Source organism: Cellulomonas gelida (genome assembly GCF_006538725.1).
GTDB lineage: Bacteria > Actinomycetota > Actinomycetes > Actinomycetales > Cellulomonadaceae > Cellulomonas > Cellulomonas gelida.
This window is the reverse complement of sequence record NZ_BJLQ01000033.1, coordinates 1-24,579: the sequence shown is the minus strand read 5'-3', so window position 1 is coordinate 24,579 and position 24,579 is coordinate 1. Positions and strand designations below refer to the sequence as shown.

Genomic DNA, 24,579 nt, shown 5'->3' with positions numbered 1-24,579 from the left:
CGCTCGGCAGGTGGCCCCGCTCACAGTTCGTGCGACGGGGTGAGCCGCGGGTTCACGCCCGCGGGGCCTCGACCTCGGGGTCGCTCGGCGGGGGGCTGTCGACGGTCGAGGCCAGGGCCAGCCCGTCGTCGTTGGTGGCGGCCAGGCGTCGCGTGTCCGGGACCACCTCGCCGACGAGGTCGTCGAGCTCGGCGTCGACCTGGGCGCGCGGCGCCCAGAGCCCGTACCGGTGACCGGCGAACCACCAGCACCCGAGCACGAGGGCGGCGCCGGCGACGGCGTCGAGCACCCAGTGGTTGCCGGTGAGGACGACGATCGCGGTCGTCGTCGCCGCGTAGCCCCAGACCGCGACCTTCGCCCAGCGTCGCCGCAGCAGGTACGCGAGCACGACGCTGACCCAGACCGCCCAGCCCACGTGCATCGACGGCATCGCGGCGACCTGGTTGGTCACGGAGCCGGCGCCGCTGGCGGCCTGCTCGGCGGCTGACGGCCACCATCCGTAGACCGAGCTCTCCGAGACCGTGTCGACGTACTGGCCGAGCAGGCGCGGCGGCGCGGTCGGGAAGAAGAAGTATCCGAACAGCGCGAGGAACGTGGCCCCCAGCAGGGCGGTCCGCGCAGGCCGGTAGAGCAGCGGGCGCCGGAAGAACAGGACGACGAGCACGGTCGGCGTCACGAGGTAGTGCATCGACTGGTACCAGTACGACGTCGCGACCTCGAGCCACGTGTGCTGAGCTGTCGCGGTGTTGAGCGCGTGCTCGATGTCGATGCGCAGCCAGCGCTCGACGTCGAGGATGCCCCGGGCGTGCGACTTCGCGACGTCCCACGATCCGCTCGCGGCCAGGCGCGTGGCGGAGTAGGCGACGTAGAGGCCCACGACGAGCACGACCTCGCGGATGATCTCGCCGCGCGTGCGCCTGGCTCCCCCACTGGTCGACCGCTCGACCGCCATCTCCCCGCCCACCTGGCCCCCTTCCGGCACTGGTCTGCGGCCACACTAGCGTCGGCTGGACGCATGACCATGTCGTTTGCCGTCCCAACCGGACGTTGTGGCGCCCGTCACGCGCGACTCGCTCACGGGGTGATGTCGAATCGCGGCACGCCCAGCGTCATCTCCATGAAGCACGGCGTCCACCCGCAGATACCTCTTGACCGGTACAGCCCGAGGCGCCTACCGTGTGAGACGCACGACTGGACCGGTACAGAACAGGAGATGACCATGTACCTCAGCCCGCCACCGCTCAGCCTGCTCCACTCCCGCCGCGCGGCCCTGACCCAGGCGCGCAGCGCGCTCCCCGACGCGCCCGTCGTCCCGGACGCCGGCCGACGCGCCCGGCGCGGGACCACCGTCGTCGCCCGGTCGTTCGCCGCGACGCGGCGCGCGGGCGCTCGGTCGCTGCACCGCCTGGGCGACGCGGTCGCGCCGACCGAGCGGTCGGCCCTCGTGCGGTGAGCACGCTCCTGCACGGCCGGGGCACGGCCGACGCGCCCGCCACGGTCACCTACCCTGGCGTCCAGGACCCGGGTCCCGGCGAACGACCGGGCGGGCGACAGGAGGTGGCCGTGGCGCGCGTGACGTTGCAGACGATCGCCGACCAGGTCGGCGTGAGCCGGATGACCGTCTCCAACGCGTTCTCGCGGCCGGACCAGCTCTCGGCCGAGCTGCGCGAGACGATCCTGGCGACCGCCGCCGAGCTCGGGTACGTCGGCCCCGACCCCGCGGCGCGCATGCTGGCCCGCGGCTCGTCGGGCACCGTGGGCGTCCTGTTCACGCAGTCGCCCGCCGCGGCGTTCCGCGACCCGATCGCCGCGGAGTTCTTCGCGTCCGTCGCCGAGGCGCTCGCCCCCACGGGGCTCGCGCTGTCGCTGCTCCCGACCGCAGGGGACGGCGACCGGCTCGCGGCGCGAGACGTCCCGATGGACGCCGCGATCGTCTACGCGTGCGCGGTCGACACCACGGCCCTCGGCTGGCTCGAGCGACGCGGCCTGCCGCTCGTGTACGTCGACCAGCTCCCGACCACCGACCTCGCCGCGACGGTGCTGCTCGACGACCGGCCCGGCGCGCGCGCCGCCGCGCAGCACGTCGTCGACCTCGGCCACCGGCGCGTCGCCCTGCTCACGACCGCGTGGGGCCTGCCGCCCGGCGTCGCGCCCGACCCGGCCACCGCCGGCGTCGGGCACGTCTCACGCGAACGGGTCGAGGGGTGGATGAGCGCCCTGCGTCCGGCGGGCGCCGACGTCGTCGCGGTGCACATGCTCGACAACCACGAGGAGGACGCGCTCGCCGCCGCCCGCCTCGCCCTCACGCTGCCCGACCGGCCGACCGCGGTGCTGTGCTTCTCGGACCTCGTCGCCTGGGCGGTCGTGCGCGTCGCGCGCGAGCTCGGGTTGAGCGTCCCACGGGACGTGTCCGTCGTCGGCTTCGACGACAGCGTGCTGAGCCGCACCGTCACCCCGTCGCTCACGACGGTCCGGCAGGACCTCGTGGCGAAGGGCAGAGCCACGGCGCGCGCGATCGAGCACGCGCTCGCGGCCCAGCGCCCGGGCGCTGCTGCGGCCGAGCCCGACCACGTGCTCGTGCCGACGCAGCTCGTGGTCCGCGAGTCGACGGGGCCGGCCCCCGCGCGCTGAGGACGACCCTCGCCGGACCGCTCTCAGCGCGTGGTCTGAGGACCGTTCGCGGGCCTGAGCGGGTCCGTGCCTTCTTCGTCGTCCACCACGGCCGCCATGCTCCGCAGGAAGGTCACGAGGTCGGCCCGCGAGGCCTCCGGGACGGCCAGCACGACCTCCGCCATGCGCCGGTGCATGCGGGCCAGCCGTTCACGTACCTCGTCGTGCGCGTGCGGCGTCGGCCGCAGCACGACCGCGCGCCGGTCGGTCGGGTGCGACTCGCGGACGAGGTGACCCGAGTCGGTCAGGCGGTCGAGCAGCTTGGTCGTCGACGCCGTCGAGATGCCCAGCTCGCGCGTCACGTGGTGCGGGCTGGTCACGAGGCCCTCCGCCTCGCGCCCGATGAGCACCTGGAGCGCCCGCATGTCAGTCTCGTTCATGGACATGCGCGCGGCGGTGCGACGACGCATCGCCGCGTCGGCACGACGAAAGGCCCGGACCGCCTCGAGGACGTCGGCGACGGCCGGGTCGTCGCCGTACCAGTAGTGCGCGGGGTTTGCAGGTTCGGGCATGACACGCATACTAGTCTCCGAAGTAACTAGCGCGGCTAGCGATCTCCTCCGTCGGCGGGGACGCAGTCGGGATCCGGAGGTCGACGTGACGCAGGACCTCGTGGTGCTCCTCGACGCCGCAGGGCGCCCGAGCGGGCACGCACCACGTGAGGCCGTGCACGACACGGCCACGCCGCTGCACCTCGCGTTCTCGTGCTACGTCCTCGACGACGAGGGACGCGTGCTCATGACGCGCCGGGCCCTGACCAAGCGGACCTGGCCCGGCGTGTGGACCAACTCGTTCTGCGGCCACCCTCGGCCCGGCGAGAAGGCGCAGGACGCCGTGCGGCGCCGGGCGCGCGACGAGCTGGGGCTCGAGCTCGCCGAGCTCACGCTCCTGCTCCCCCACTTCCGCTACCGCGCGGTGGACGCGTCCGGGATCGTCGAGAACGAGGTGTGCCCGGTCTGGTTCGCCACGGCGCGCTCCGCCGTACGCCCGGAGCCGGCCGAGGTGATGGACCACGCGTGGGTCGACGTGACCGACCTCGGCCGCTCGATGGCCTCGACGCCGTGGGCGTTCAGCCCGTGGAGCGTGCTGCAGGTCACCGAGCTCGCCGAGCTCATCGCCGCCGCACCCGCCCGACGGGTGGGCTGACATGACGACGCTCGCGGGAGCCCCCGTCACGGGCCTGGAGCCCGGACCGCTCGAGACCTTCCGGGCCGGACCCGGAGTGCTCCTGCACGACGACGAGGCACGCGCCCTGTGGGCCGCGGCAGGCGACGCGACCCGGGGCGGCCGTGGTGTGCGCCCGCACCTGCTGCGCGTCGCGTACGCCTCGCTCGGTGGCACCGACGAGACCGCGTGCGCCCAGCTCGCGGACGCGGTCGAGCTCCTGCACGCCGCGTTCGTCGTGCACGACGACGTGATCGACCACGACGACGTGCGGCGCGGCCGGCCGAACGTGTCCGGCACGTTCACGGCGCGCGCCGTGGACGCGGGAGCATCCGGGTCGGCGGCGCGCGGGTACGGCCGCGCGGCCGGCATCCTCGCCGGAGACCTCGCGCTCGTCGCCGCGACGCGCTCCTTCGCCACGGTCCCGGCCCGCCCCGAGGTGGTCGCCGACCTGCTCGCTCTCCTGGACCGCACCGTGGCGCTCTCGGCCGCGGGCGAGCTGCACGACGTGCGGCTCGCGCTCCAGGTCGACGAGCCGAGGGTCGCCGACACGCTCGCGGTCGCCGAGCTCAAGACCGCGGTGTACTCGTTCTCGCTGCCGCTCAGCGCGGGTGCGATCCTGGCGGGCGCCACGACCGCCACGGTCGCCGCCCTCGACCGCGTGGGCCGCCTGGTCGGCACCGCCTTCCAGCTCCACGACGACCTGCTCGGCGTGTTCGGCGACGAGGCGAGGACGGGCAAGAGCGCGCTGAGCGACCTGCGCGAGGGCAAGGTCACGGCGCTCGTCGCGCACGCGCGCACGACGCCCGCCTGGCCGCAGGTCGCCCCGGCGTTCGGCGACCCGGCGCTCACCCCGCGGCGTGCTCGGGAGGTGCGCGAGCACCTGGAGCGGTGCGGCTCGCGAGCGTTCGTCACCGACCTGGTCGACGAGCACCTCACCGCCGCCCAGTCGCTCGCGCGCGACGCGGGGCTCCCCGAGGCGGTGCTGCGCAGCCTGCGCACGCTCGTCGACGACGACGTCTGGAGTGCGGGATGAAGCACGGTGCACGGACTCCCGAGGGCGGCGCCCAGCGGTACGCGCACGCCGCGGCGACGGCCGCTGGCACGGTCGTCGGCGAGTACTCGACCTCGTTCGCACGCGCGTGCCGGCTGCTGCGCGAGCCCGTCCGCGGGCACGTGCGCACGATCTACGGGCTCGTGCGGGTCGCCGACGAGATCGTCGACGCGCCGGACCTCGACCTGACGCCGCAGCAGCGCGGCGCCTACCTCGACGCGCTCGAGGCCGAGACGCTCGACGCGCTCCAGTCGGGGTTCTCCACCAACCTCGTCGTGCACGCGTTCGCCGCGACGGCACGCGAGCACGGGATCGGTCCCGAGCTCGTCGTGCCGTTCTTCGCCTCGATGCGCACCGACCTGCGCGCCGCCCAGCACGACGAGGCGTCGCTCGACGCCTACGTGTTCGGCTCGGCCGAGGTCGTCGGGCTCATGTGCCTGCGCGTCTTCGTCGGCGCGCCCGACGCGAGCGACGAGCTCGCAGCGCACGGGTACGACCGCCTCGCCCCCGGCGCGCGCCGCCTGGGAGCCGCGTTCCAGAAGGTCAACTTCCTGCGCGACCTCGCCGCCGACCACGACCAGCTCGGCCGTCGTTACCTGCCCGGTGACGACTCCGGCGTCCTGACCGACGCGCAGCGCGACGCCGTGCTCGACGACATCGACGCGGACCTGGCGGCGGCCGCGGTCGCGGTCGCCGCGCTGCCGAGGTCCAGCCGGCGCGGCGTGCGGGCCGCGCACGACCTGTTCTCCGCCTTGTCCGGCCGACTGCGCGCGACGCCCGCCGCTCGCATCGCCCGCGAGCGCGTCCGCGTGCCGGCGCCGACCAAGGCGCTCGTCGTCGCACGCACGCTGCTGCCCGCCGGGTGGCGGTCGTGACCGCGCGACCGCGCGCGGTGGTGATCGGCGCGGGCATCTCGGGGCTCGCCACGGCCGCGCTGCTGGCTCGCGAGGGGTACGACACCGACGTGGTCGAGCAGCAGGGCCACGTCGGCGGGCGGGCCGCGACCTGGGAGCACGACGGCTTCACGTTCGACCTCGGGCCGTCGTGGTACCTCATGCCCGAGGTGTTCGACCACTTCTTCCGCCTGTGCGGGACCAGCTCGGACGCCGAGCTCGACCTCGTCCGACTCGACCCGGCCTACCGGGTCTTCTTCGCGGGCGAGCGCTCCGACGGGCCGCCGCCGGTCCAGGACCGCGAAGGCGTCACGTCGGTCGACGTGCGCACCGGGCGCGCGCACGAGGCGTTCGAGGCGCTCGAGCCCGGCTCGCGGTCCCGGCTCGAGGAGTACCTCGCGTCGTCGCGCGAGGCCTACGAGCTCGCGCTGCGCCACTTCCTGTACTCGACCTTCGCGCGACCGACGACCTTGCTGCGCCGCGAGCTGCTGCGACACGCCCCGCGGCTCGGACGCCTGCTGACGACGTCCCTGGAGCGGTTCGTCGCCGACCGGTTCACCGACCCGCGCGCGCGCCAGGTGCTCGGCTACCCCGCGGTCTTCCTCGGCACCTCGCCCGAGCGCGCGCCCAGCCTCTACCACCTGATGAGCCACGCGGACCTCACCGAGGGGGTGCTGTACCCGCGCGGCGGGTTCGGTGCGGTGATCGACGCCGTGCTGCGGTGCGCGACGCGGGCCGGCGTGCGCGTCCGGACGTCCGCACGAGTCACCGCCGTGCGGACCACCGAGCTCGAGGGTGCGCGCGGGCGCGGGCCGCGGCACCGGGTCGTCGGCGTCGAGCTCGCCGGCGGCGAGGTGATCGAGGCCGACCTCGTCGTCGGAGCGGGCGACCTGCACCACCTTGAGACCGCGCTGCTCCCCCCGCACCTGGCTACCTACCCCGAGCGGTGGTGGCGCCGGCGCGATCCCGGCCCGGGCGCGGTGCTGGTCCACCTCGGCGTGCGGGGGCGGGTCCCGGAGCTCACGCACCACTCGATGTTCTTCACGCGCGACTGGCGCGCGAACTTCGACGCCGTCCTCGGTGCGCACCCGCAGGTGCCGGACCCCGCGTCGTTCTACGTGTGCGCACCGTCGCGCACCGACGACGGCCTCGCTCCCGCGGAGCACGAGAACCTCTTCGTGCTGGTCCCGGTCCCGGCCGACGAGGCGCTCGGCCGGGGCGGGCTCGACGGGGGCGGCGACCCCGCCGTCGAGCGCGTCGCGGACGCGGCGATCGCGACGCTCGCGTCATGGGCCGGGGTCCCGGACCTGGCCGAGCGCGTCGTCGTGCGCCGCACGGTCGGTCCCACCGACTTCGCCCACGACCTGTCGTCCTGGCGTGGCGGCGCGCTCGGCCCGGCGCACACCCTGCGGCAGAGCGCGTTCCTGCGCGGGCGCAACGTCTCGGCGCGGGTCGACGGCCTGCTGTACGCGGGCGGTTCGACGTTGCCGGGCATCGGGTTGCCGATGTGCCTCATCAGCGCGGAGCTCGTCGTCAAGCGGCTGCGGGGCGAGACCTCGGGCGCACCGCTTCCCGAGCCCGCCGGGGTCGGGCACGAGGTGCCGGCATGACGGGCGCGTACCTGCTGTGCCTCCTGCTGGCGGGTGTCGGCGTCGCTCTGCTCGACCGACGATGGCGCCTCGCGGCCTGGCGCGACGTGCCCGGCTCCCGACGCCGCACGCTCGCCCTCGTGGGGGTCGGCTCGGCGCTGCTGCTCGCGTGGGACGTCGCAGCGATCGCGCTCGGCTTCTACGGGCGCGGGGAGAGCGACGCGCTGCTGGGCGTGTGGCTCGCGCCGCACCTGCCGCTCGAGGAGGTCGTGTTCGTCGCGTTCCTGTCCTACACGACGCTCGTCGTCGCGGGCGGTGCCGACCGGGTCCTGCGAGTCCGTACGTCTCGCGGTGTCGACGGCGCCGCGCCCGACCTGCCGTCGCGGGTGGCGTCATGACGTACGCGGGCCTGGCGGTCGTCGTGGTGCTCGCGTGCGCCGCCGTCACGGCGTTCGCCGTCACCACCGAACCGCGACGCGGCCGCCCCCGCGCGCACCTGCTCGCGGTCGTCGCCCTGACGGCGCTCGTGCTGGGCGTGCTCACGGTCGTGTTCGACAGCGTCATGGTCACCACGGACCTCTTCCGGTACGACGAGGCCGCGCTCCTCGGCTGGCGCGTCCTGCGCGCCCCCGTCGAGGACCTCGCATGGCCGCTGGCCACCGCCCTGCTGCTCCCCTCACTCGCCGCGCTGCACGTCCGGAAGCCCCTCGACGAGCCCGCGGACGCCTCGCAGCCCGCGCCCCGACGTCCGGAGGTACGACGATGACCACGGCCGAGCTCCGCCGCGGCACCGACTGGCGTGCCGGGGTCCGCCAGCTCGTCGGGTCGTCGCGCCCGTTGAGCTGGATCAACACCGCGTACCCGTTCGCTGCCGCGTACCTGCTCGCCGGAGGCGGGCTCGACGCGGTGCTCGTCGTCGGGACCGTGTTCTTCCTCGTGCCGTACAACCTGCTGATGTACGGGCTCAACGACGTGTGGGACCACGAGTCCGATCTCGCGAACCCGCGCAAGGGCGGCGTCGAGGGCGTCGTGCTGGACACGCGGTGGCACCGGACCACGGTGCTGGTGTCGGTCGCGGCGAGCGCACCGTTCGTCGTCGCGCTCGCGGCGATCGCCGTGGCCCGGCGCAGCCCGGCGTCGTTGGTGGTGCTGCTGGTGAGCGTGTTCGCCGTCGTCGCCTACTCGGCGCCTCGCCTGCGGTTCAAGGAGCGCCCCGGCCTCGACTCGGTGACCTCGGCGACGCACTTCGTCAGCCCGGCCGTGCTCGGGGTGACGCTCGCGGGAGGCACGTGGTCGTGGTCGGTCACGGCGACCCTGCTCGCGTTCTTCGCGTGGGCCTGCGCGTCGCACGCGTTCGGCGCGGTGCAGGACGTGCGCGCGGACCGTGGTGCGGGCATCGGCTCGATCGCGACCGTGCTGGGCGCCCGGCGGACGGTTCGGCTCGCGATGGCCGGCTACGCGTTGGCGGCCGCCCTGCTGCTCACCGCCGGCTGGCCGACGGCCCTCGCGGCGGTGGTCCCGGTGGCCTACCTCGCCTCGATCACGCCGTTCCGGTCGCTCACGGACGACGAGTGCGAGCAGGCGAACCGCGGGTGGCGGCGCTTCCTGTGGCTCAACCTCGTCGCGGGCTTCGCGATCACGCAGGGCCTGATCATCGCCGCGTTCGCGGCGCGGGGCTGACCGTGCGCGTGTGGTCGCTGCACCCCGAGCACCTCGACCGCATCGGGCTCGTGGCCGGGTGGCGTGAGGGCCTGCTGGCGCAATCCGCGCTGCGGCGGCCCGAAGGCGGCTACGGGCGGCACCCGCAGCTCGAGCGGTTCCGCGCGAGCCCCGAGCCGCTCGCGGCGATCGGCACCTACCTCGAGTCGCTCGCCGACGAGGCCGACGCGCGTGGCTACCGGTTCGACCGGACGCGCGTCGTGGTCCCCCGCACGGGGGTCGCGGACCACCTGCTCGTCGTGACCAACGGGCAGCTCGCGTACGAACGCGCGCACCTGCTCGCCAAGCTCGACCAGCGCTCGCCTGCGGACGCGGAGCGGCTGCGCGCGCACCCGCTGCGCGCCCACCCGAGCTTCGTCGTGGTCCCCGGCGACGTCGCCACCTGGGAGCGCACCTGACCGTTCGCCCGGCGCGACGCTGGGCGCAGCGGTAGCCTCCCGTCAGCGCACCACGGGCAGGACGCGGAGGAGCCGTGAGCGACCCCGGTGGCACGACCGCAGACCCGACGCCGACGCACGCCGGGCGCCGCGAGCTCGCCCCCGACCTGTACGGACTCGTGCTCGTCCTGCTGTCGGTGGGGTACATCTTGTTCGCGGTGTCGTCGGCGCTGTGGGCGCAGGTCGCGGTCTCGGTGCTGCTGTTCGTGAGCCTCGTGCTCGCGGTGCGCACGTCCGTGCCCTCGCCGCGGGTCCGCGGTGCCATGCGCGCGATCCTCGTCGTGGGCGTCGTGGCCACCGCGTCGTCGCTGCTCTTCCTGCCCGAGCGCGACGCCGTCGCGGTGGTCGACGCGACGCTCGCCGCCGTCGTCGGCTTCACGCTCGTCGTGGTCCTCGCACGCGTGCTCGAGCACCGCACCGTGACGCTGCGCTCGATCGCGGCCGCGCTGTCCGGCTACCTCCTGCTCGGCATCATGTTCACGCACGTGTTCGGGCTCGTGGCGTGGCTCGAGCCGCCGTTCTTCGCCGACGGTGCCACGGCGGACGGCCGTGCGCTGCAGTACTTCTCGTTCACCACGCTGACGACGCTCGGCTACGGCGACCTGACCGCCGCGACGTACGCCGGGCGAGGCCTCGCGACGTTCGAGGCGCTGCTCGCGCAGGTCTACCTCGTGACGATCGTCGCGCGACTGGTCGCGTCGTGGCACGGCCCGCGCGTCGGCGGGCCGCCACCGGTCCCCTAGCCGTCGAGCCCCGCGACGAAGGCGAGCAGCGCGGCGCGCGACGTCCCGTCGTCGACCGCGTCGGCCGGGATCGCCAGGAGGCGGTCCCACGCCTCGCGGGCGTCGTCCTCGCCCGCGAGCGCAAGGTAGGCCAGGAGGTAGCCCCCGAACGTCGTGGCGGTGCCGTCGGGCCCGGCCTCCGTGACGGCGTCGCGGATCCGCTGCGGGTCCACGCCGGTGGCGAGCGCTGCCTGCGCGGGGCCCATGGGGAGCAGCTGGATACCGAGGATCGCACTGGGTTCGGGGCTGAACCATGTCGCGTAGTCGCGCTTGCCGCCCCACACGAGCGAGACGATCTCGTGGTCGAAGCCCGGCACCGGCTCCGGCGCGGTCCAGTAGGTGCGTGCCGCGGCCGACTCCGTGGACGCGAGCCAGGTCGCCTGCGTGACCAGGGCGTCCTGACCCGACGCCTGCGCCCACAGCCCGAGCCCGTTCCACGCGTTGACCGCCTCCGAGCTCGACTCCTGGTTGTTGCCGTCGGCGAACGGTGACGTCCCCGACGCCCACGAGTGGCCGCTGTACGGGTCGAACGCGCGCAGCTGCGGGAGCTCGTCGCTGGGCGTCGCCGCGGCGACGTCCGCCGCGAGCAGGTCCATGACGGGTGCGAGCTCGTCGGCCAGCGCGGCGTCGTCGGAGGCGAGCAGCCCCGCGGCGGCGAGCAGGTAGCCGTAGTGGAAGTGGTGGTCGTTGAGCTCGTCCGAGCCGAACGCGGGCGTGAGCCCGATGACCGAGCGCGCGTCCGGGTCGTAGACGAAGCACCGGGCGTCGCGCTCGACGCACCCCTCCGGCTGGGTCCACTCGCGCAGCGCGTCGACGGTGCGCGTGCGCAGGTCGGCGACCTCGTCGGGTGCGCCGAGCTGCTCGCCGAGCACGACGAGCGTGGCGGCGCGGAACAGCGCCTTCGCGCCGAAGTACGTGTCGGAGGGGAAGGGCGGCGTGGCCGCGACGTCGTCGACCAGCGCCGTGAGGATCGCGTCACGCTCCTGCGCCGACGCGGCCGTCAGGTCCGGGACGACCGAAGGTCGCACGGTCGGCGCGAACGCGGTGAGACGCGAGCCCGCGCACAGCTCCAGCGGCCCGCCGACGCTCGCGTACTCGCCCAGCCCGCACCCGTCCCGCTCGGGCTGGTCACCCGTGCGCTGGTGCGGCGCGAGCACGTACGCACCGGCGCCCCCGGACGTCCGGTAGGTGAGCGTGGTGCGCGCGGTCTGCGCATCGACCCCGTACGTGACGTCGACGCCCTGCACGGGATGCTGGGCGGCGTCGGCGAGCGCACGCTCCGACGCGCTCGTCGCGTCCTGCGGCAGGGCGTACCAGCCGGCCACCTCGCCGTCGGCGAGCGCCGTCGTGCCGCCGTCGAAGCTCGGCGCACGCAGCGCCCAGGTCGCACCGCCGACGTCACCGCGCGCGGTCGCCGGCCCGTCGGGCGTCGCGCTCAGGGCGCCGTCCGTGCGGACGGTCACGTCCCGGGCGGCGGTGAACGTCACCACGGGCGAACCCTCCGCGAGCGCGACGTGACCCAGCACCTCGCCGTCGTCGTCCAGCAGCGCGATCGTGACGGCGACGGGGTCGGCCGCGGTGACCGTGTAGCCCGCGGCGCCCACGTCGACGGTCAGCGCGACGACGTGCGGGGCCGCGACCGTCTTCGCGGACGCGACCGGCTGGGGCAGGCCGAGCGTGAACCCCGGACCCGTGAGCTGGAACGACAGCGGCTGGGCGAAGACGGGCTGATCGCCGAACACCAGGCCGCTGTACCAGCGGTTGGACTGCGGCAGCACCCCGTCACCGACGCGCGCGGGCGGGAGCTTCGCGACGTCGCGCGCGGGCACGCCCGCCACGAGGGCGGCCACGTCCGGGGTGGGCACGGCCGCGTCCTTCGGGCCGGCGACGGGCGCGGCCGCGCCCGGGCCGGACCCGTCGTCCCGCTCGGCAGCGGCGTACGCGACCGCCACCCCCGCGAGCGCCGCGAGCACGACCACCGCGGCGGCCAGCAGCCACGCGCGCCGCGTCACCCGAAGACCCCGTGGACGTAGGACGTCACGGCGTCGGAGACGGTGGTCACCACCCCGTCGTTGCGCAGCGACAGGCGTGCCTGCACGGGCGTGCCCGAGCCGACGAGGCCGTTCTGGTCGCCGTCGACGAGCTCGTCGGACGTCACGGTGACGAGCGCGAGCGCCTTCCCGCCGACCGTGGTCACCTGCACGCGCTCGACGTGCCCGGCGAGCGTCGCGGTGTTCGGCAGCTCGATCGAGACCGGGGCGTCGTCGGGCACGCGCGCGTACTCCTTGGCCGAGAGCGTGTACTCCGCCTGGACGTACAGCGACCCGGCGATCTGCACGGTCGCGAGGTGGTCGGCGGCCGAGACGAACGTGCCCTGCCGCGCGCCGACCTCCGTGACGGTGCCGTCCTGCGTGGCGAGGACGACGAGGTTGCCGTCCGCGTCGATGGTCGTCGCCTGGCCCGCGTTGCTCACCGTGCCGAGGGACAGGTCGCGGTCGAGCGACGCGGAGTCGAGGACGAACAGCGGGTCGCCCTGCTCGACCTCGTCGCCGGCCGTGACGTGCTGCCCGACGACGAGCCCCGCGTACGGGGTGCCGACGACATAGGTCTGCCCGAGGATCTGCGCGGAGTCGCTCGAGGCGATGCTGCGCTGCTCGTTCACGTGGTACGTGGCGTAGGCCGCCACCAGGAGGACGACGACGGTGCCCACGAACAGCTTGAGTCGTACGCGCCAGGTCATGCGGCACCTCCGGTCGTGAGCGCGAGGGCGGGGACGTCCTCGCGCACGCTTCGGTTCTCGGCGGGCGTGGCGGTCCTGCGGGCCGCCGCCCGTGCCGCACGGCGGCCGGCGCGTGCCTCGCGCCAGGCCGTGAGCACGAAGCCGCCCAGGATCAGGGTGTTGGTCGCGTTCCATGCGACGGCCAGGCTGGGGTACCCGTTCGAGACGTCCTTCCACAGGCCCACGGCGGTGGTCAGGGCGAGGAACTCGAAGAAGAGCACCTGAGCAGTGATGAAGGCGAAGGGCGAGCGGTACGCGCCCTTGGAGCCCGTGACGTGCCAGGCCTGGTCACGGCGCAGGATCGCGTTGACCAGGGCCCGCGTGTAGATCGGGAACGACACGGACGCGAGCAGGAGCACCTGCCAGCGGAACGAGCCGAGCGTGTAGAACGCCAGGAAGATCTGCATGACGTAGAACCCCGCGTAGTACAGCGCCCACGTCAACGGCGTGATCGTGAGGTTCATGGGTGTCAGGTCGAAGTAGATCTGCAGCGGCGGGACGAGCAGCAGCAGGAGCGGGGCGATGCCCGTGAGGTAGTGCGTCGCGGTGACCGTGTACTGCAGCCGCTGGTCGAGCGTCAGCGGGTGCCGCCTGGACAGCGGGTTGTGCGTGAGCATGATCTCGAAGCCGCCCGTGGCCCACCGCAGCTGCTGCTTCGAGTACGCCTCGATGGTCTCGGGGGTGTCCCCGACCGCGAGCGTGTCGGGGATGTAGACCGTGCGCCAGCCCTTCTCGTGCAGCATGAGCGAGGTCCACACGTCCTCCGACTTCGAGTCGGAGTAGATGCCGCCGACCGAGTCGATCGCCGCGCGCCGGAAGACCACGTTCGTGCCGACGCAGAACGCCGCGTTGAACCGGTTCCGACCGGGCTGGATGAAGCGGTAGAAGACCGCCTGCATGTAGCCCGCGCCCTTGGAGATGACGGTGTGCAGGTTGCCGTACGTCTGCGGGGTCTGCACGAACGCGACACGGTCGTCGGAGAAGAACGGCACGGTCTCGTGCAGGAACGTCGGCCGCGGCACGAAGTCGGCGTCGAGCACGGCGAACAGGTCGCCGTGGGCGATCGACAGCGCGTGGTTGATGTTGCCCGCCTTGGCCCCGTTGCTCGACAGGCGGCGCACGTAGCGCGCGCCGAGCTCGGCGGCCAGGTCGCGGACCTCGTCGGAGCGGCCGTCGTCGAGCACCCAGGTGTGGTGCGTGCCCTGCATCCCGAGGGCCGCGGTCACGGTCCGGCGGATGGTCTCGAGGTCCTCGCCGTACGTCGTGATGAACACGTCGATCTCGACGGGCCGGTTGCGCAGGTACATCTGCCAGTCCTGCGGGCGGTCCTCGACACGGCCCCGCACGATGTCGGCGACGTCGTACATGCGGTCCTGCGCGTGGTGGAACGCGAACGACCGTGGGTCGTGACCGGCCGAGAGCACGGTCCACATCGCCAGGAGGGCGTGCACGACGAGCACGGTCTCCGCGGCGATGACCATCGAGTACGGCAGCCAGTCCCCCCTGTTGCCCGGGTTGAGCAGGAAGACGGCGTAGATGACGATGCCGGCGCTCGCGAGCAGCACCATGAGGATGAGCGAGGGGCTCTGCGCCGCCTGGCTCTCGGTCGACCGTGCCGGCCGCGCGTGCGGCTCGTCGGTACGGCGCGGCTCGAGGACGAGCCTGTCGAACGTCGTGGCCATGGGGCCCCCCTCCGTCGTGCCCGAGACGGGCACCGGAGGTGGACCCACCGGTGCCGTTGCGACGGCGGCGGTGGCGCCAGGATCACGGAAGCGAGCCCCCGTGGTGACAGCTCGACGCTAATGGACGGTTCGGGCGATCTGTCCAGACCTGTTCCACTGTGTCCCACGTCACACTCGACGAACTCGCAGGTCAGGCAGCACGTCGAGCCGCTGGATTGCCCCGTTCGGGCGCCCGCCTGGCGGATGCGCCGCTCACTCGAACGGCAGCTCCGCGGTCAGGTACCGCTGCACGGTGGGAGCGACGAGCGCGACGAGCTCGTCGGCACCGCGCTCGGTCAAGGGCGCGAGCTCGACCACGTGCCGCATGAGGAGCAGCCCGACCATCTGGCTCGCGACGAGGGAGGCTCGCACCTCGGCATGGTCGGCGCCGATCGCGTGCGCCACGGGGGTCAGCACCTCGGCGACGACGAGGCGCCGCAGGAGCGGTGCCAGCTGCGGCTCGGTCGCGACCGCGCGCAGCAGGGCGACCCCGCGTCCGCGCGCCACGGCGTCCTCCAGCACGCCGTGCACCAGAGCCGCGACGAGCCGCTCGCCGACGTGGGCGCGGTCACCGTCGGCGATGCGCATGGCGAGCACCCGGGGGTCGAACGGCAGCTGCACCGACGCGACGAACAGCTCGGCCTTGCCGCCGAACCAGTGCCCGACGAGCTTGGGGTCGACCCCGGCCTCCGCGGCGATCGCCCGCACGGTCGCGCGCCGGAACCCGACCTCGGCGAACTGACGACGGGCGGCCGCGAGGATCTCGTCCCGCGTCGTGCTCGCCCCCGGCCGCCTGCCACGGCGCGCCGCGGGCTCGTCGACCGGCGCGTCGCTCCCCTTGACCACCACGCGCCACCTCCCTAGATTTCCACACGTGAGGATATTCCTCGCCGAGCGTACCGGGAGGCCGCCATGCGGGCCATGATCGTCAAGGAGTTCCGCGAGCTGCGGCGCGACCACCGCACCATGGCGATGCTGTTCGCGCTTCCGATCGTGCTGCTCGTCGTGTTCGGCTACGCGGCGAACTTCACGATCGACTCGATCTCGACGCAGGTCGTAGGCCCTCACGCCGACCAGGTCGCCACGCTGCTGCCCCCGTTGTTCGACGTCCAGGGCACGGACCCCGGCGCCACCGCGGACGACGCCCGCGGGCTGGTGCGCGACGACGTCGCCGACGTCGTCCTCGACACCTCGACGTCCCCGCCCACCGCGTACGTCGACGGCTCCAGCCTCTTCGTCGCCCAGACCGCGTCGGCGGCCCTCGGACGTGCGGGCGACCAGGTGCTCACCGAGGTCCTGTTCAACCCCGACCTCACGACGTCCTGGGTCATGGTCCCGGCCCTCGTCGGGCTGATCCTCACCTTCGTCGGGACGATCATCACGAGCATCGGGCTCGTCCGGGAACGCCAGACGGGCACGCTCGAGCAGCTCGCGGTCATGCCGCTGCGACCCGCCGACGTGATCGTCGGGAAGATCGCGCCGTACTTCCTGCTCGCGTCGTTCGACATGCTCGTCGTCACGCTGCTCGGCGTGTGGATCTTCGGCGTGCCGTTCAACGGCAACCCGGCGCTGTTCGCGCTCGCCGCGGCGACGTTCCTGTTCGTCGTGCTCGGCGTGGGCGTGCTCATCTCGACCGCGTCGCAGACCCAAGGCCAGGCGATCCAGGTCGCGCTCATGACCCTGATGCCGCAGATCCTGCTGTCCGGCTTCATCTTCCCGCTGCAGGCGATGCCCGCCGCGATCTCGTGGATCGGGTACTGCCTGCCCCTGACCTGGTTCGTCAAGGTCTCGCAGGGGATCATGCTGCGCGGCGCGGGGCTGGACTCTCTGTGGCCCGCGCTCGTCGTGCTCGCGGCCATGGCGGTGCTCGTGTTCAGCGCCGCCGTGCTGCGGTTCCGGCGCGACCTGGCGCCCGCCCGGCGCACCACCGCGCGCACCGCCGAGCCGGTGTCGGCATGACGAGCGAGGCAAGGGCGGGCACGAAGGACGAGCCGCGCCGGCGCGACTTCGGTGCGTACGGCGTGAGCGTGCGGTTCGACGACGTGCGCGCGCTCGAGGACGTGACGCTCCCGGTCCCCGCGGGTGCCGTGACCGCGGTCGTCGGCGGCGACGGCGCCGGCAAGTCGACGCTGCTGCGGGCGCTGGCCGGGGTCGTCCCGGTCGAGCACGGCTCGGTCGTCGCACCCGACCGGCGCCGGATCGGCTTCATGCCGACGGGCGGCGGGACGTGGGCCGAGCTCACGGTCGACGAGCACGTCGACTTCGTCGGCGCCGCGCACCGGCTGCGTGGCAGCGACCTCGAGCGCCGGCGCGAGCGCCTGCTCGACGCGACCGGCCTGCGCGAGGCCCGGCGGCGCCTCGCGTCGCAGCTATCAGGCGGCATGCGTCAGAAGCTCGCGTTCGGCCTCGCGACGCTGCACGACCCGGTGCTGCTCGTCCTCGACGAGCCGAGCACCGGGGTCGACCCGGTGAGCAGGGTCGACCTGTGGCGGCTCGTCGCGCAGGCGGCGTCCGCCGGTGCGGCCGTCGCGTTCTCCACCACGTACCTGGACGAGGCCGAGCGCGCCGGCACCGTGCTGGTCCTCGACCAGGGGCGCACGCTGCTGTCAGGGCCGCCCGACGACGTCGTGCGCGGCGCGCCGGGCCACGTGCGCCGCGCGACCGCGACGCACGACCCGGCGCGGACCTGGCGCCGCGGGCGGGAGGTCCGCGCCTGGTTCCCGGTCGGTGCCGAACCCGTCGGGCAGGCCGTGCCGGTCGACCTCGAGGACGCCGTCGTCGCCGCGGCGCTCGCGCGCGAGGCGACGGCATGACCGAGCTCGTGCGGGTCGCGGCGGTCACGCGGCGGTTCGGCGACCAGGTCGCGGTGGACGACGTCTCGCTGTCCGTCGAGTCGGGCGAGATCGTCGGGCTGCTGGGCGCGAACGGTGCCGGGAAGACGACGCTGATCCGCATGCTGCTCGGACTGACTGCGACCGACGCGGGCGAGCTCCGGCTGCTCGGGGAGGCCCCCAGCAGGTCGACCCGGCGCCGCGTCGGGTACGTGGCCCAGGGGCTCGGGCTCTACGACGACCTCACGGTCCGGGAGAACCTGGCGTTCGCCGCGAGCGCGTACGGTCACCCGACGCCGCCCGTGCCCGCGGATCTCGTCCCGGTCGCCGACACGCTCGTCGGCGCGATCGGCCTCGGCCGCCAGCGCAGGCTCGCGTTCACCGTCGCGCTCGCGCACTCCCCCGCGCTGCTGGTGCTCGACGAGCCGACGTCCGGCGTGGACCCGCTCGCGCGCGCGCGGCTCTGGGACCGCGTGCACGCACGCGCGGACGCGGGTGTCGGGGTGCTCGTGACGACGCACTACATGAGCGAGGCGCAGCAGTGCGACCGGCTCGTCCTGATGTCGCGCGGACGCGTGGTCGCCACCGGGTCCGAGGCCGAGATCACCGCGTCGACGACGGCGGTCGCGGTCGACGCCGCGTCCTGGCAGGAGGCGTTCACCGTCCTCGACGGCGCGGGGCTCCCGGTCATGCTCGCGGGCCGGTCGGTGCGCGTCGCCGCCGTCCCCCGCGAGCGGGTCGAGGCCGTGCTGCGCGACGCAGGGCTCGACGCGCGCGTCCGGGACGTGGCCGCGACGCTCGAGGAGGTCATGGTCGCGCTGGACACCGACCGCGTGCGCGTCGCCTGAGCGGCGCCCGTGCTGCCGCCACTCGTCGGCTCAGGCCGGGCGGCAGTCCCGCGGCTCGGCGACCCGCACGGTGCCCGTGCACAGCTCACGGTGCAGGCCGCGTGAGTCCGGCGGGGCGAACTCGTCGGCGCGGTCGTCCGTGACGACCTCCATGCCCTGCACGTCGCCGCCGACCCGGTAGGTGAGGACGATCGGGTCACCCTCCGTGGTCGGCTGCGTCACGACGAGCGAGGCCGCGCGACCCGCGTCCAGCGCCGCGTCGAGGCACGCCCAGGCGGGCTCCGGCACGCGTTCGCCCTGGTCGAGCCGGACGACGCCGCACGAGGACGCCGCGATCGTCGCCGGGGTGGTCGCCGCGGTGGTCGTCCCGGTCGCGGAGGACCGTGGGACGGCCGCGCCCGCGGTCTGCTGGCACGCCGTGAGGGCCGCCACCAGCACGCCGACGACCCCCACGACCGTGGTCGCGCCGCCGAGCACCGCACGCGTCGTCGCCTGCACACCGGCTCCTTCCGCCTACCGGTCTCGTGTGGCGAACCCTGTGGTCCTTGCAGACGCCGCGGCGGCCCGTCGGCGGGCGCCTGCGCCGCTGCTCGGGTCGCCGGACGGCGCGGGCCACCGCAGACTTGCCGCGTGCGCACCATGGGAGTCGAAGAGGAGTACCTGCTGGTCACGCCCGAGGGCGAGCCCGCGGCGCAGTCACCGGCCGTGCTCGGGCTCGCGGCGCGCGAGGTGCCGCGGACCGCCGAGCCGGGCGGCGACGTCGAGAAGGAGTTCAAGAGCGAGCAGGTCGAGACGTCGACCAAGCCGTGCACCGACCTGGGCGAGCTGCTCACCGAGATCCGCCGGGGCCGCGAGCGCGTCGACGACCTCGCACAAGCCGTGGGCGTGCGCATCGCGGCGCTCGGCACCGCGCCGCAGGCCGTCGACCCGACGGTGATCCCGGACAAGCGCGCCGGTCAGATCCGTGCCCGCTTCGGTCTGACCGCGCACGAGCAGCTGACGTGCGGCTGCCACGTGCACGTGTCCGTCGCGGACGACGAGGAGGGCGTGCTGATCCTCGACCACCTGCGCCCGTGGACGTCAGTGCTGCTCGCCCTGTCCGCGAACAGCCCGGCGTGGCAGGGCGTGGCGAGCGGCTACGCGAGCTACCGGTCGCAGGTGTGGGGCCGCTGGCCCACGGCGGGCCCGACCGCGCCGTTCGGCGACGCGGCCGGGTACCGCGCGCTCGTCGAGTCGCTCCTGGCGAGCGGCACGATCCTGGACGACGGGATGCTCTACTTCGACGCCCGCCTGTCCCAGCGCTACCCCACGGTCGAGGTGCGCGTCGCGGACGTGTGCCTGGACGCGGCCGACGCCGCGCTGCAGGCCGCGCTCGTGCGTGCGCTCGCGGACACCGCGGTCCGGCGCCCCGTCGACCCGGCACCGCCGCGTGTCGAGGTGCTGCGCACCGCGGCCTGGCGGGCCGCGCGGTCGGGCCTCAGCGGCGAGCTGGTCAGCCCGCTGTCGTGGCGACCGGCGCCCGCGGCCGACGTGGTCGACGAGCTCGTCGACCACGTGCGCGACGCACTGGTCGACAACGGCGACCTCGAGGCGGTCGAGCGCCAGCTCACCGAGGTCCGCCGCCGCGGCAACGGCGCGATCGAGCAGATGGCCTGGCGCGCCCGCGGGGACGACGACGCGGCCGTGGTCCGCCGTGCGACCCAGCGCACGCTCGGCGCGCACGCGCTCGTGGGCTGACCCGGCCAGCGTCAGCGGGCGAGATCGGCCAGCGGCACGCCGGGGTCGGCGAGGCGTTCGGGCCGCACGACGGCGCGCGAGCGGATCAGCGCCTGCACGTCGTCGACGACGTCCCACACGTTGACGTTCATGCCGGCGACGACGCGCCCCTGCCGCAGCCAGAACGCGACGAGCTCGCGCGCCGCCTCGTCGCCGCGCACGACGACCTCGTCGTACCCCTGGGAGCCCGGCCACCCCGTGTACTCCATGCCGAGGTCGTACTGGTCGGTGAAGAAGTACGGCAGGCGGTCGTAGGGCTCGTCGACGCCCAGGATCGTCGCTGCGGCGGTGGCACCGTGGTGCAGGGCCGCGTCCCAGTGCTCGACGCGGACGCGCTCGCCGAGGAACGGGTGGTCCACGGCCGCGAGGTCACCCACCGCGAGCACGTGCGGGTCCGACGAGCGCAGCCCGCTGTCGACCTCGATCCCGCCGTCGGCGCCCACCGCGAGACCCGCGTCGCGCGCCAGGCCCGACCGCGGGGTGGCACCGATCCCGACGACGACGAGCGCGGCGTCGAGCCGCGTGCCGTCGGCGAGCTCGACCGCGCCGACCGCGGTGCCGCCGGGCTGTGCGGGCTGCAGCGCGCGCACGTCCACGAGCGTGCGCAGGTCGACGCCGTGCTCGCGGTGCAGGTCAGCGAACGCGTGCGCGAGGCGCTCCCCCAGCACGGCCAGCAGCGGCGCCGGGTCGCGCACCAGCACGGTCACGTCGCACCCCGCGGTGCGCGCCGCCGCCGCGACCTCGAGCCCGATCCAGCCGCCGCCGACCACGACGACGCGCCCGCCCGACCCCGCCACGCGCGCGAGCTGCTCGCGCAACCGGTCGCTGTCCGCCAGGGTGCGCAGCGTCACGACGCCGTCGAGGTCGCCGCCGGGCACGTCGAGGCGGCGCGGCTCCGACCCGGTCGCGAGGACCAGGTGGTCGTAGCCGGTTCGCGTCCCGTCGGAGTCGACGACCTCGCGCGAGCCGCGGTCGATCGCGGTCACCGTGACGGCGAGACGCAGGTCCACGTCGTGCGCCGCGTACCACTCGGGCGCGTGCACGAACGCCTGCTCACGCTCGTCGGACCCGGTGAGGTACCCCTTCGACAGCGGCGGGCGCTCGTAGGGGCGCTCCCGCTCCGCGCCGAGCAGCACGACCGAGCCGTCGAATCCCCGCTCGCGCAGCGCCTCGACCGTCTTCGCGCCGGCCAGCCCGCCGCCCACGACCACCACTCGTCCTGACATCGCCGTCTCCTGTCTGGTGCCGCTCGGAGCCCCAGCCGAGCAGGTCCGGAGCCCGAGGGCAACAGCACCGTCGTGGCGCGCCGCGGGCGAGCGTGTGACGAACTCCAGCGCCCCATGGGCTGCCGACCTGGCCGGTCGCTGGCACATTGGTCCGCATGCTCACCTGGCCCGGACGCCCCTACCCCCTCGGCGCCACCTACGACGGGACCGGCACGAACTTCGCGCTGTTCTCCGAGGTGGCCGAACGCGTCGAGCTGTGCCTGCTCGAACCCGACGGGAGCGAGCGACGCATCGAGCTCGTCGAGGTCGACGCGTTCGTCTGGCACTGCTACCTGCCCACGGTCCAGCCCGGCCAGCTCTACGGCTACCGCGTGCACGGGCCGTACGACCCGGAGAACGGGCACCGCTGCGACCCGTCCAAGCTCCTGCTCGACCCGTACGCCAAGGCGATCCACGGCCAGGTCGACGGCGACCCGTCGCTGTACTCCTACCGGTTCGACGACCACGAGCAGCGCAACGAGGACGACTCCGCCGCGCACACGATGATCTCGGTGGTCATCAACCCCTACTTCGACTGGGGCTACGACCGCCCGCCGGAGCACGAGTACCACGAGTCGGTGGTCTACGAGGCGCACGTGCGCGGCCTCACGCAGCGCCACCCCGCGGTGCCGGAGGAGCTGCGGGGGACGTATGCCGGCATGGCGCACCCCGCGGTGATCGACCACCTCAAGCAGCTCGGCGTGACCGCGGTCGAGCTCATGCCCGTGCACCAGTTCGTCGACGACCCGTCGCTGCAGGAGAAGGGGCTGTCGAACTACTGGGGCTACAACACGATCGGCTTCTTCGCGCCGCACAACGCGTACGCGGCCTTCCGCCACCCCGGGCAGCAGGTCCAGGAGTTCAAGGCGATGGTCAAGGAGCTGCACGCGGCGGACATCGAGGTGATCCTCGACGTCGTCTACAACCACACCGCTGAGGGCAACCACCTGGGCCCGACGCTGAGCTTCCGCGGCATCGACAACGCGAACTACTACCGGCTCGTCGACGACGAGAAGGAGCACTACTTCGACACGACGGGCACGGGCAACTCGCTGCTCATGCGCTCGCCGCACGTGCTGCAGCTGATCATGGACTCGCTGCGCTACTGGGTCACCGAGATGCACGTCGACGGCTTCCGGTTCGACCTCGCGGCGACGCTGGCCCGTCAGTTCCACGAGGTCGACCGGCTCTCGGCGTTCTTCGACCTCGTCCACCAGGACCCGGTCGTCTCGCAGGTCAAGCTGATCGCCGAGCCGTGGGACGTGGGCGACGGCGGGTACCAGGTGGGCGGGTTCCCACCGCTGTGGTCCGAGTGGAACGGCCAGTACCGCGACACCGTGCGCGACTTCTGGCGCGGCGAGCCCTCGACGCTCGGCGAGTTCGCGAGCCGGCTGTCGGGGTCGTCGGACCTGTACGAGCACACCGGGCGGCTGCCGATCGCGAGCGTCAACTTCATCACGGCGCACGACGGCTTCACGCTGCGCGACCTCGTGTCCTACAACGAGAAGCACAACGAGGCGAACGGCGAGGACAACCGCGACGGCGAGGGCTGGAACCGCTCGTGGAACTGCGGCGTGGAGGGCCCGACGGACGACTCCGCGATCAACGCCCTGCGCGGCCGTCAGCAGCGCAACTTCCTCGCGACCCTGCTGCTCTCGCAGGGCATCCCGATGCTGGCGCACGGAGACGAGCTGGGACGCACGCAGCAGGGCAACAACAACGTGTACTGCCAGGACAACGAGCTGTCGTGGGTGGACTGGGATCTCGACGACGAGCGCACGGCGCTGCTCGAGTTCGCCCGACGCGTCGTCCGGCTGCGCCGTGAGCACCCGGTGTTCCGTCGCCGCCGGTTCTTCGCGGGTGCGCCCGAGCACGGCGGCGAGTCGGACCTGCACGACATCGAGTGGCTCGCGCCGTCCGGCACGCACATGTCGGACGACGAGTGGAACAACTCGATGGCGCGCTCCGTCATGGTGTTCCTCAACGGCGACGCGATCGCCGAGCCGGACCTGCGCGGCGAGGAGATCGTCGACGACTCGTTCCTCATCCTGTTCAACGGCCAGCCCGACCCGACGTCGTTCACCATCCCGGACAGCGACTACGGCGAGGTGTGGACCGCGGTGCTCGACACCGACTCCCAGGTGGACCCGGGTGACACCGCCGCTCCCGGCGAGGAGCTCGCGCTCGCACGCCACTCGATGGTCGTGCTGACGCGTCCGCCGCTCCAGCAGATCCCGGCGACGTCGGGCTCGGGCGCTGTGGCGGCCGCGGCGCGCGAGGCCGCGAAGGTGGTCCCCGCGCGGGGCACGAAGCGCCGCGCGAGCAAGCGCCCCGCCGGCTCGGGCCGTTCCGCACCGTCGGCCGACGGCGCCGCGGCGGCGAGCGGGACGTCGCAGCCGTCGACCGGTGCCGACGCGTGACGGAGGTCCGTCAGACGCCGTCGCGTCGCCTGCCGGCGGCGGGCCGTCCGGTGCCCGTCTCCACCTACCGCGTCCAGCTCGGCGCCGACCTCACGTTCGACGACGTCGCGCGGCGCGTGCCGTACCTCGCGTCGCTCGGCGTCACGCACGTGTACCTCTCCCCCGTCCTGACCGCGGCCCCGGGCTCCACGCACGGCTACGACGTCGTCGCGCACGACGAGGTCTCACCCGTGCTCGGCGGTCTGCCCGGGCTGCGCCGGCTCGCGTCGGTCGCGCACGAGGCAGGCCTCGGCCTCGTGCTCGACATCGTCCCGAACCACATGGCCGTCCCGACGCCCGTGTGGCACAACTCCGCGCTGTGGTCGGTGCTCGAGGACGGGCCCGACTCGCCCTACGCCGCGTGGTTCGACGTCGACTGGTCGGCGGGCGACGGCGCGGTGCTCATGCCCGTGCTGGGCGACCGGATCGGCGCGGTCGTCGCTCGCGGCGAGCTCGTGCTCGGCGAGGAGGAGGTCCCGGGCCACGGCGCGCGCGTGGTGCTGCGGTACCACGACCACGTCTTCCCGGTCCGCGAGGGCACCGAGCACCTGCCGCTCGTCGAGCTGCTCGAGCGTCAGCACTACCGGCTCCC

At 74.0% G+C, this 24,579-nt stretch carries 25 protein-coding genes; 17 read left to right on the top strand and 8 right to left on the bottom strand.

Features of this window, described 5'->3' with window-relative positions; translation table 11 throughout:
* Positions 1 to 52 precede the first annotated feature (52 nt).
* Positions 53 to 964, bottom strand: a complete 912-nt coding sequence (locus tag CGE01nite_RS13185; protein WP_141371342.1) for a phosphatase PAP2 family protein — start codon at positions 962 to 964, stop codon at positions 53 to 55.
* Between the two features lie 249 nt (positions 965 to 1,213).
* Here CGE01nite_RS13185 and CGE01nite_RS13180 point away from each other — a divergent pair, with 249 nt between their 5' ends.
* Positions 1,214 to 1,453, top strand: coding sequence for a hypothetical protein (locus CGE01nite_RS13180; protein ID WP_048343404.1), 240 nt, complete (start codon positions 1,214 to 1,216; stop codon positions 1,451 to 1,453).
* On the top strand, positions 1,450 to 2,631 hold the full coding sequence (locus CGE01nite_RS13175; RefSeq protein ID WP_229747553.1) for a LacI family DNA-binding transcriptional regulator: 1,182 nt from the start codon (positions 1,450 to 1,452) through the stop codon (positions 2,629 to 2,631). Before CGE01nite_RS13180 ends, CGE01nite_RS13175 begins: the two co-directional genes overlap by 4 nt.
* 23 nt (positions 2,632 to 2,654) lie before the next feature.
* Here CGE01nite_RS13175 and CGE01nite_RS13170 read toward each other — a convergent pair whose 3' ends face one another.
* Complete coding sequence (locus CGE01nite_RS13170) at positions 2,655 to 3,182, bottom strand: MarR family winged helix-turn-helix transcriptional regulator (protein ID WP_170210973.1); 528 nt, start codon at positions 3,180 to 3,182, stop codon at positions 2,655 to 2,657.
* A gap of 85 nt (positions 3,183 to 3,267) precedes the next feature.
* Between CGE01nite_RS13170 and idi the strand changes: the two genes are divergently transcribed.
* The 9 genes from idi (at position 3,268) to CGE01nite_RS13125 (ending at position 10,269) form a co-directional block, all read left to right on the top strand.
* Positions 3,268 to 3,816, top strand: a complete 549-nt coding sequence (gene idi, locus CGE01nite_RS13165) for an isopentenyl-diphosphate Delta-isomerase (protein WP_048343405.1) — start codon at positions 3,268 to 3,270, stop codon at positions 3,814 to 3,816.
* 1 nt (position 3,817) lies between these two features.
* Positions 3,818 to 4,870 (top strand): polyprenyl synthetase family protein, encoded by a 1,053-nt coding sequence (locus CGE01nite_RS13160; protein ID WP_141371340.1) that lies wholly within the window; start codon positions 3,818 to 3,820, stop codon positions 4,868 to 4,870.
* On the top strand, positions 4,867 to 5,763 hold the full coding sequence (locus tag CGE01nite_RS13155) for a phytoene/squalene synthase family protein (protein ID WP_048343407.1): 897 nt from the start codon (positions 4,867 to 4,869) through the stop codon (positions 5,761 to 5,763). The genes CGE01nite_RS13160 and CGE01nite_RS13155 overlap by 4 nt, the downstream gene beginning before the upstream one ends.
* Positions 5,751 to 7,391 (top strand): phytoene desaturase family protein, encoded by a 1,641-nt coding sequence (gene crtI, locus CGE01nite_RS13150; protein WP_371857587.1) that lies wholly within the window; start codon positions 5,751 to 5,753, stop codon positions 7,389 to 7,391. Before CGE01nite_RS13155 ends, crtI begins: the two co-directional genes overlap by 13 nt.
* Complete coding sequence (locus CGE01nite_RS13145; RefSeq protein ID WP_141371338.1) at positions 7,388 to 7,768, top strand: lycopene cyclase domain-containing protein; 381 nt, start codon at positions 7,388 to 7,390, stop codon at positions 7,766 to 7,768. The genes crtI and CGE01nite_RS13145 overlap by 4 nt, the downstream gene beginning before the upstream one ends.
* Positions 7,765 to 8,136, top strand: a complete 372-nt coding sequence (locus CGE01nite_RS13140) for a lycopene cyclase domain-containing protein (protein WP_048343409.1) — start codon at positions 7,765 to 7,767, stop codon at positions 8,134 to 8,136. The genes CGE01nite_RS13145 and CGE01nite_RS13140 overlap by 4 nt, the downstream gene beginning before the upstream one ends.
* Positions 8,133 to 9,050, top strand: a complete 918-nt coding sequence (locus tag CGE01nite_RS13135) for a prenyltransferase (protein WP_141371337.1) — start codon at positions 8,133 to 8,135, stop codon at positions 9,048 to 9,050. The genes CGE01nite_RS13140 and CGE01nite_RS13135 overlap by 4 nt, the downstream gene beginning before the upstream one ends.
* 8 nt (positions 9,051 to 9,058) lie before the next feature.
* Entirely contained in the window at positions 9,059 to 9,487 is a 429-nt protein-coding gene (locus tag CGE01nite_RS13130) for a pyrimidine dimer DNA glycosylase/endonuclease V (protein ID WP_307722646.1), read from the top strand.
* A 74-nt stretch (positions 9,488 to 9,561) separates the two neighbouring features.
* The gene (locus tag CGE01nite_RS13125; RefSeq protein ID WP_053071689.1) at positions 9,562 to 10,269 is read left to right on the top strand and encodes a potassium channel family protein; all 708 of its coding nucleotides are present in this window, start codon (positions 9,562 to 9,564) and stop codon (positions 10,267 to 10,269) included.
* Here the strand turns inward: CGE01nite_RS13125 and CGE01nite_RS13120 are convergent.
* The 4 genes from CGE01nite_RS13120 to CGE01nite_RS13105 form a co-directional block, all read right to left on the bottom strand.
* Entirely contained in the window at positions 10,266 to 12,320 is a 2,055-nt protein-coding gene (locus CGE01nite_RS13120) for a glycosyl hydrolase (protein WP_141371335.1), read from the bottom strand. The genes CGE01nite_RS13125 and CGE01nite_RS13120 overlap by 4 nt on opposite strands.
* Positions 12,317 to 13,048: an HlyD family secretion protein gene (locus CGE01nite_RS13115; protein WP_141371334.1), complete on the bottom strand. Its 732-nt coding sequence runs from the start codon at positions 13,046 to 13,048 to the stop codon at positions 12,317 to 12,319. Before CGE01nite_RS13115 ends, CGE01nite_RS13120 begins: the two co-directional genes overlap by 4 nt.
* Positions 13,045 to 14,769 carry a glycosyltransferase family 2 protein gene (locus tag CGE01nite_RS13110; protein WP_141371333.1) on the bottom strand — a complete coding sequence of 575 codons (1,725 nt, stop codon included), beginning with the start codon at positions 14,767 to 14,769 and terminating at the stop codon, positions 13,045 to 13,047. Before CGE01nite_RS13110 ends, CGE01nite_RS13115 begins: the two co-directional genes overlap by 4 nt.
* Positions 14,770 to 15,021: 252 nt before the next feature.
* Positions 15,022 to 15,657, bottom strand: a complete 636-nt coding sequence (locus CGE01nite_RS13105) for a TetR/AcrR family transcriptional regulator (RefSeq protein ID WP_229747552.1) — start codon at positions 15,655 to 15,657, stop codon at positions 15,022 to 15,024.
* A gap of 63 nt (positions 15,658 to 15,720) precedes the next feature.
* On the opposite strand from CGE01nite_RS13105, the gene CGE01nite_RS13100 reads away from it, so the two are divergent.
* Genes CGE01nite_RS13100 through CGE01nite_RS13090 form a run of 3 tightly spaced genes read left to right on the top strand, consistent with a single transcriptional unit; the run spans position 15,721 to position 18,487 of the window.
* Positions 15,721 to 16,767, top strand: coding sequence for an ABC transporter permease (locus CGE01nite_RS13100; protein WP_141371332.1), 1,047 nt, complete (start codon positions 15,721 to 15,723; stop codon positions 16,765 to 16,767).
* The gene (locus tag CGE01nite_RS13095; protein ID WP_141371331.1) at positions 16,764 to 17,621 is read left to right on the top strand and encodes an ABC transporter ATP-binding protein; all 858 of its coding nucleotides are present in this window, start codon (positions 16,764 to 16,766) and stop codon (positions 17,619 to 17,621) included. The genes CGE01nite_RS13100 and CGE01nite_RS13095 overlap by 4 nt, the downstream gene beginning before the upstream one ends.
* Positions 17,618 to 18,487, top strand: coding sequence for an ABC transporter ATP-binding protein (locus tag CGE01nite_RS13090; protein WP_141371330.1), 870 nt, complete (start codon positions 17,618 to 17,620; stop codon positions 18,485 to 18,487). Before CGE01nite_RS13095 ends, CGE01nite_RS13090 begins: the two co-directional genes overlap by 4 nt.
* Positions 18,488 to 18,517: 30 nt before the next feature.
* Here the strand turns inward: CGE01nite_RS13090 and CGE01nite_RS13085 are convergent, their stop codons facing one another.
* Positions 18,518 to 18,985 carry a hypothetical protein gene (locus CGE01nite_RS13085; protein ID WP_048344207.1) on the bottom strand — a complete coding sequence of 156 codons (468 nt, stop codon included), beginning with the start codon at positions 18,983 to 18,985 and terminating at the stop codon, positions 18,518 to 18,520.
* Between the two features lie 141 nt (positions 18,986 to 19,126).
* Here CGE01nite_RS13085 and CGE01nite_RS13080 point away from each other — a divergent pair, with 141 nt between their 5' ends.
* Complete coding sequence (locus CGE01nite_RS13080) at positions 19,127 to 20,224, top strand: carboxylate-amine ligase (RefSeq protein WP_141371350.1); 1,098 nt, start codon at positions 19,127 to 19,129, stop codon at positions 20,222 to 20,224.
* Between the two features lie 11 nt (positions 20,225 to 20,235).
* Here the strand turns inward: CGE01nite_RS13080 and CGE01nite_RS13075 are convergent, their stop codons facing one another.
* Positions 20,236 to 21,489, bottom strand: coding sequence for an NAD(P)/FAD-dependent oxidoreductase (locus tag CGE01nite_RS13075; RefSeq protein ID WP_141371329.1), 1,254 nt, complete (start codon positions 21,487 to 21,489; stop codon positions 20,236 to 20,238).
* 155 nt (positions 21,490 to 21,644) lie between these two features.
* Between CGE01nite_RS13075 and glgX the strand changes: the two genes are divergently transcribed.
* Together glgX and CGE01nite_RS13065 are read left to right on the top strand one after the other, a co-directional pair.
* Complete coding sequence (glgX, locus tag CGE01nite_RS13070) at positions 21,645 to 23,948, top strand: glycogen debranching protein GlgX (RefSeq protein WP_141371328.1); 2,304 nt, start codon at positions 21,645 to 21,647, stop codon at positions 23,946 to 23,948.
* Positions 23,945 to 24,579: alpha-amylase family glycosyl hydrolase (locus tag CGE01nite_RS13065; protein WP_255318515.1), on the top strand; the 635-nt coding region annotated here is incomplete at its 3' end. The genes glgX and CGE01nite_RS13065, both read left to right, overlap by 4 nt.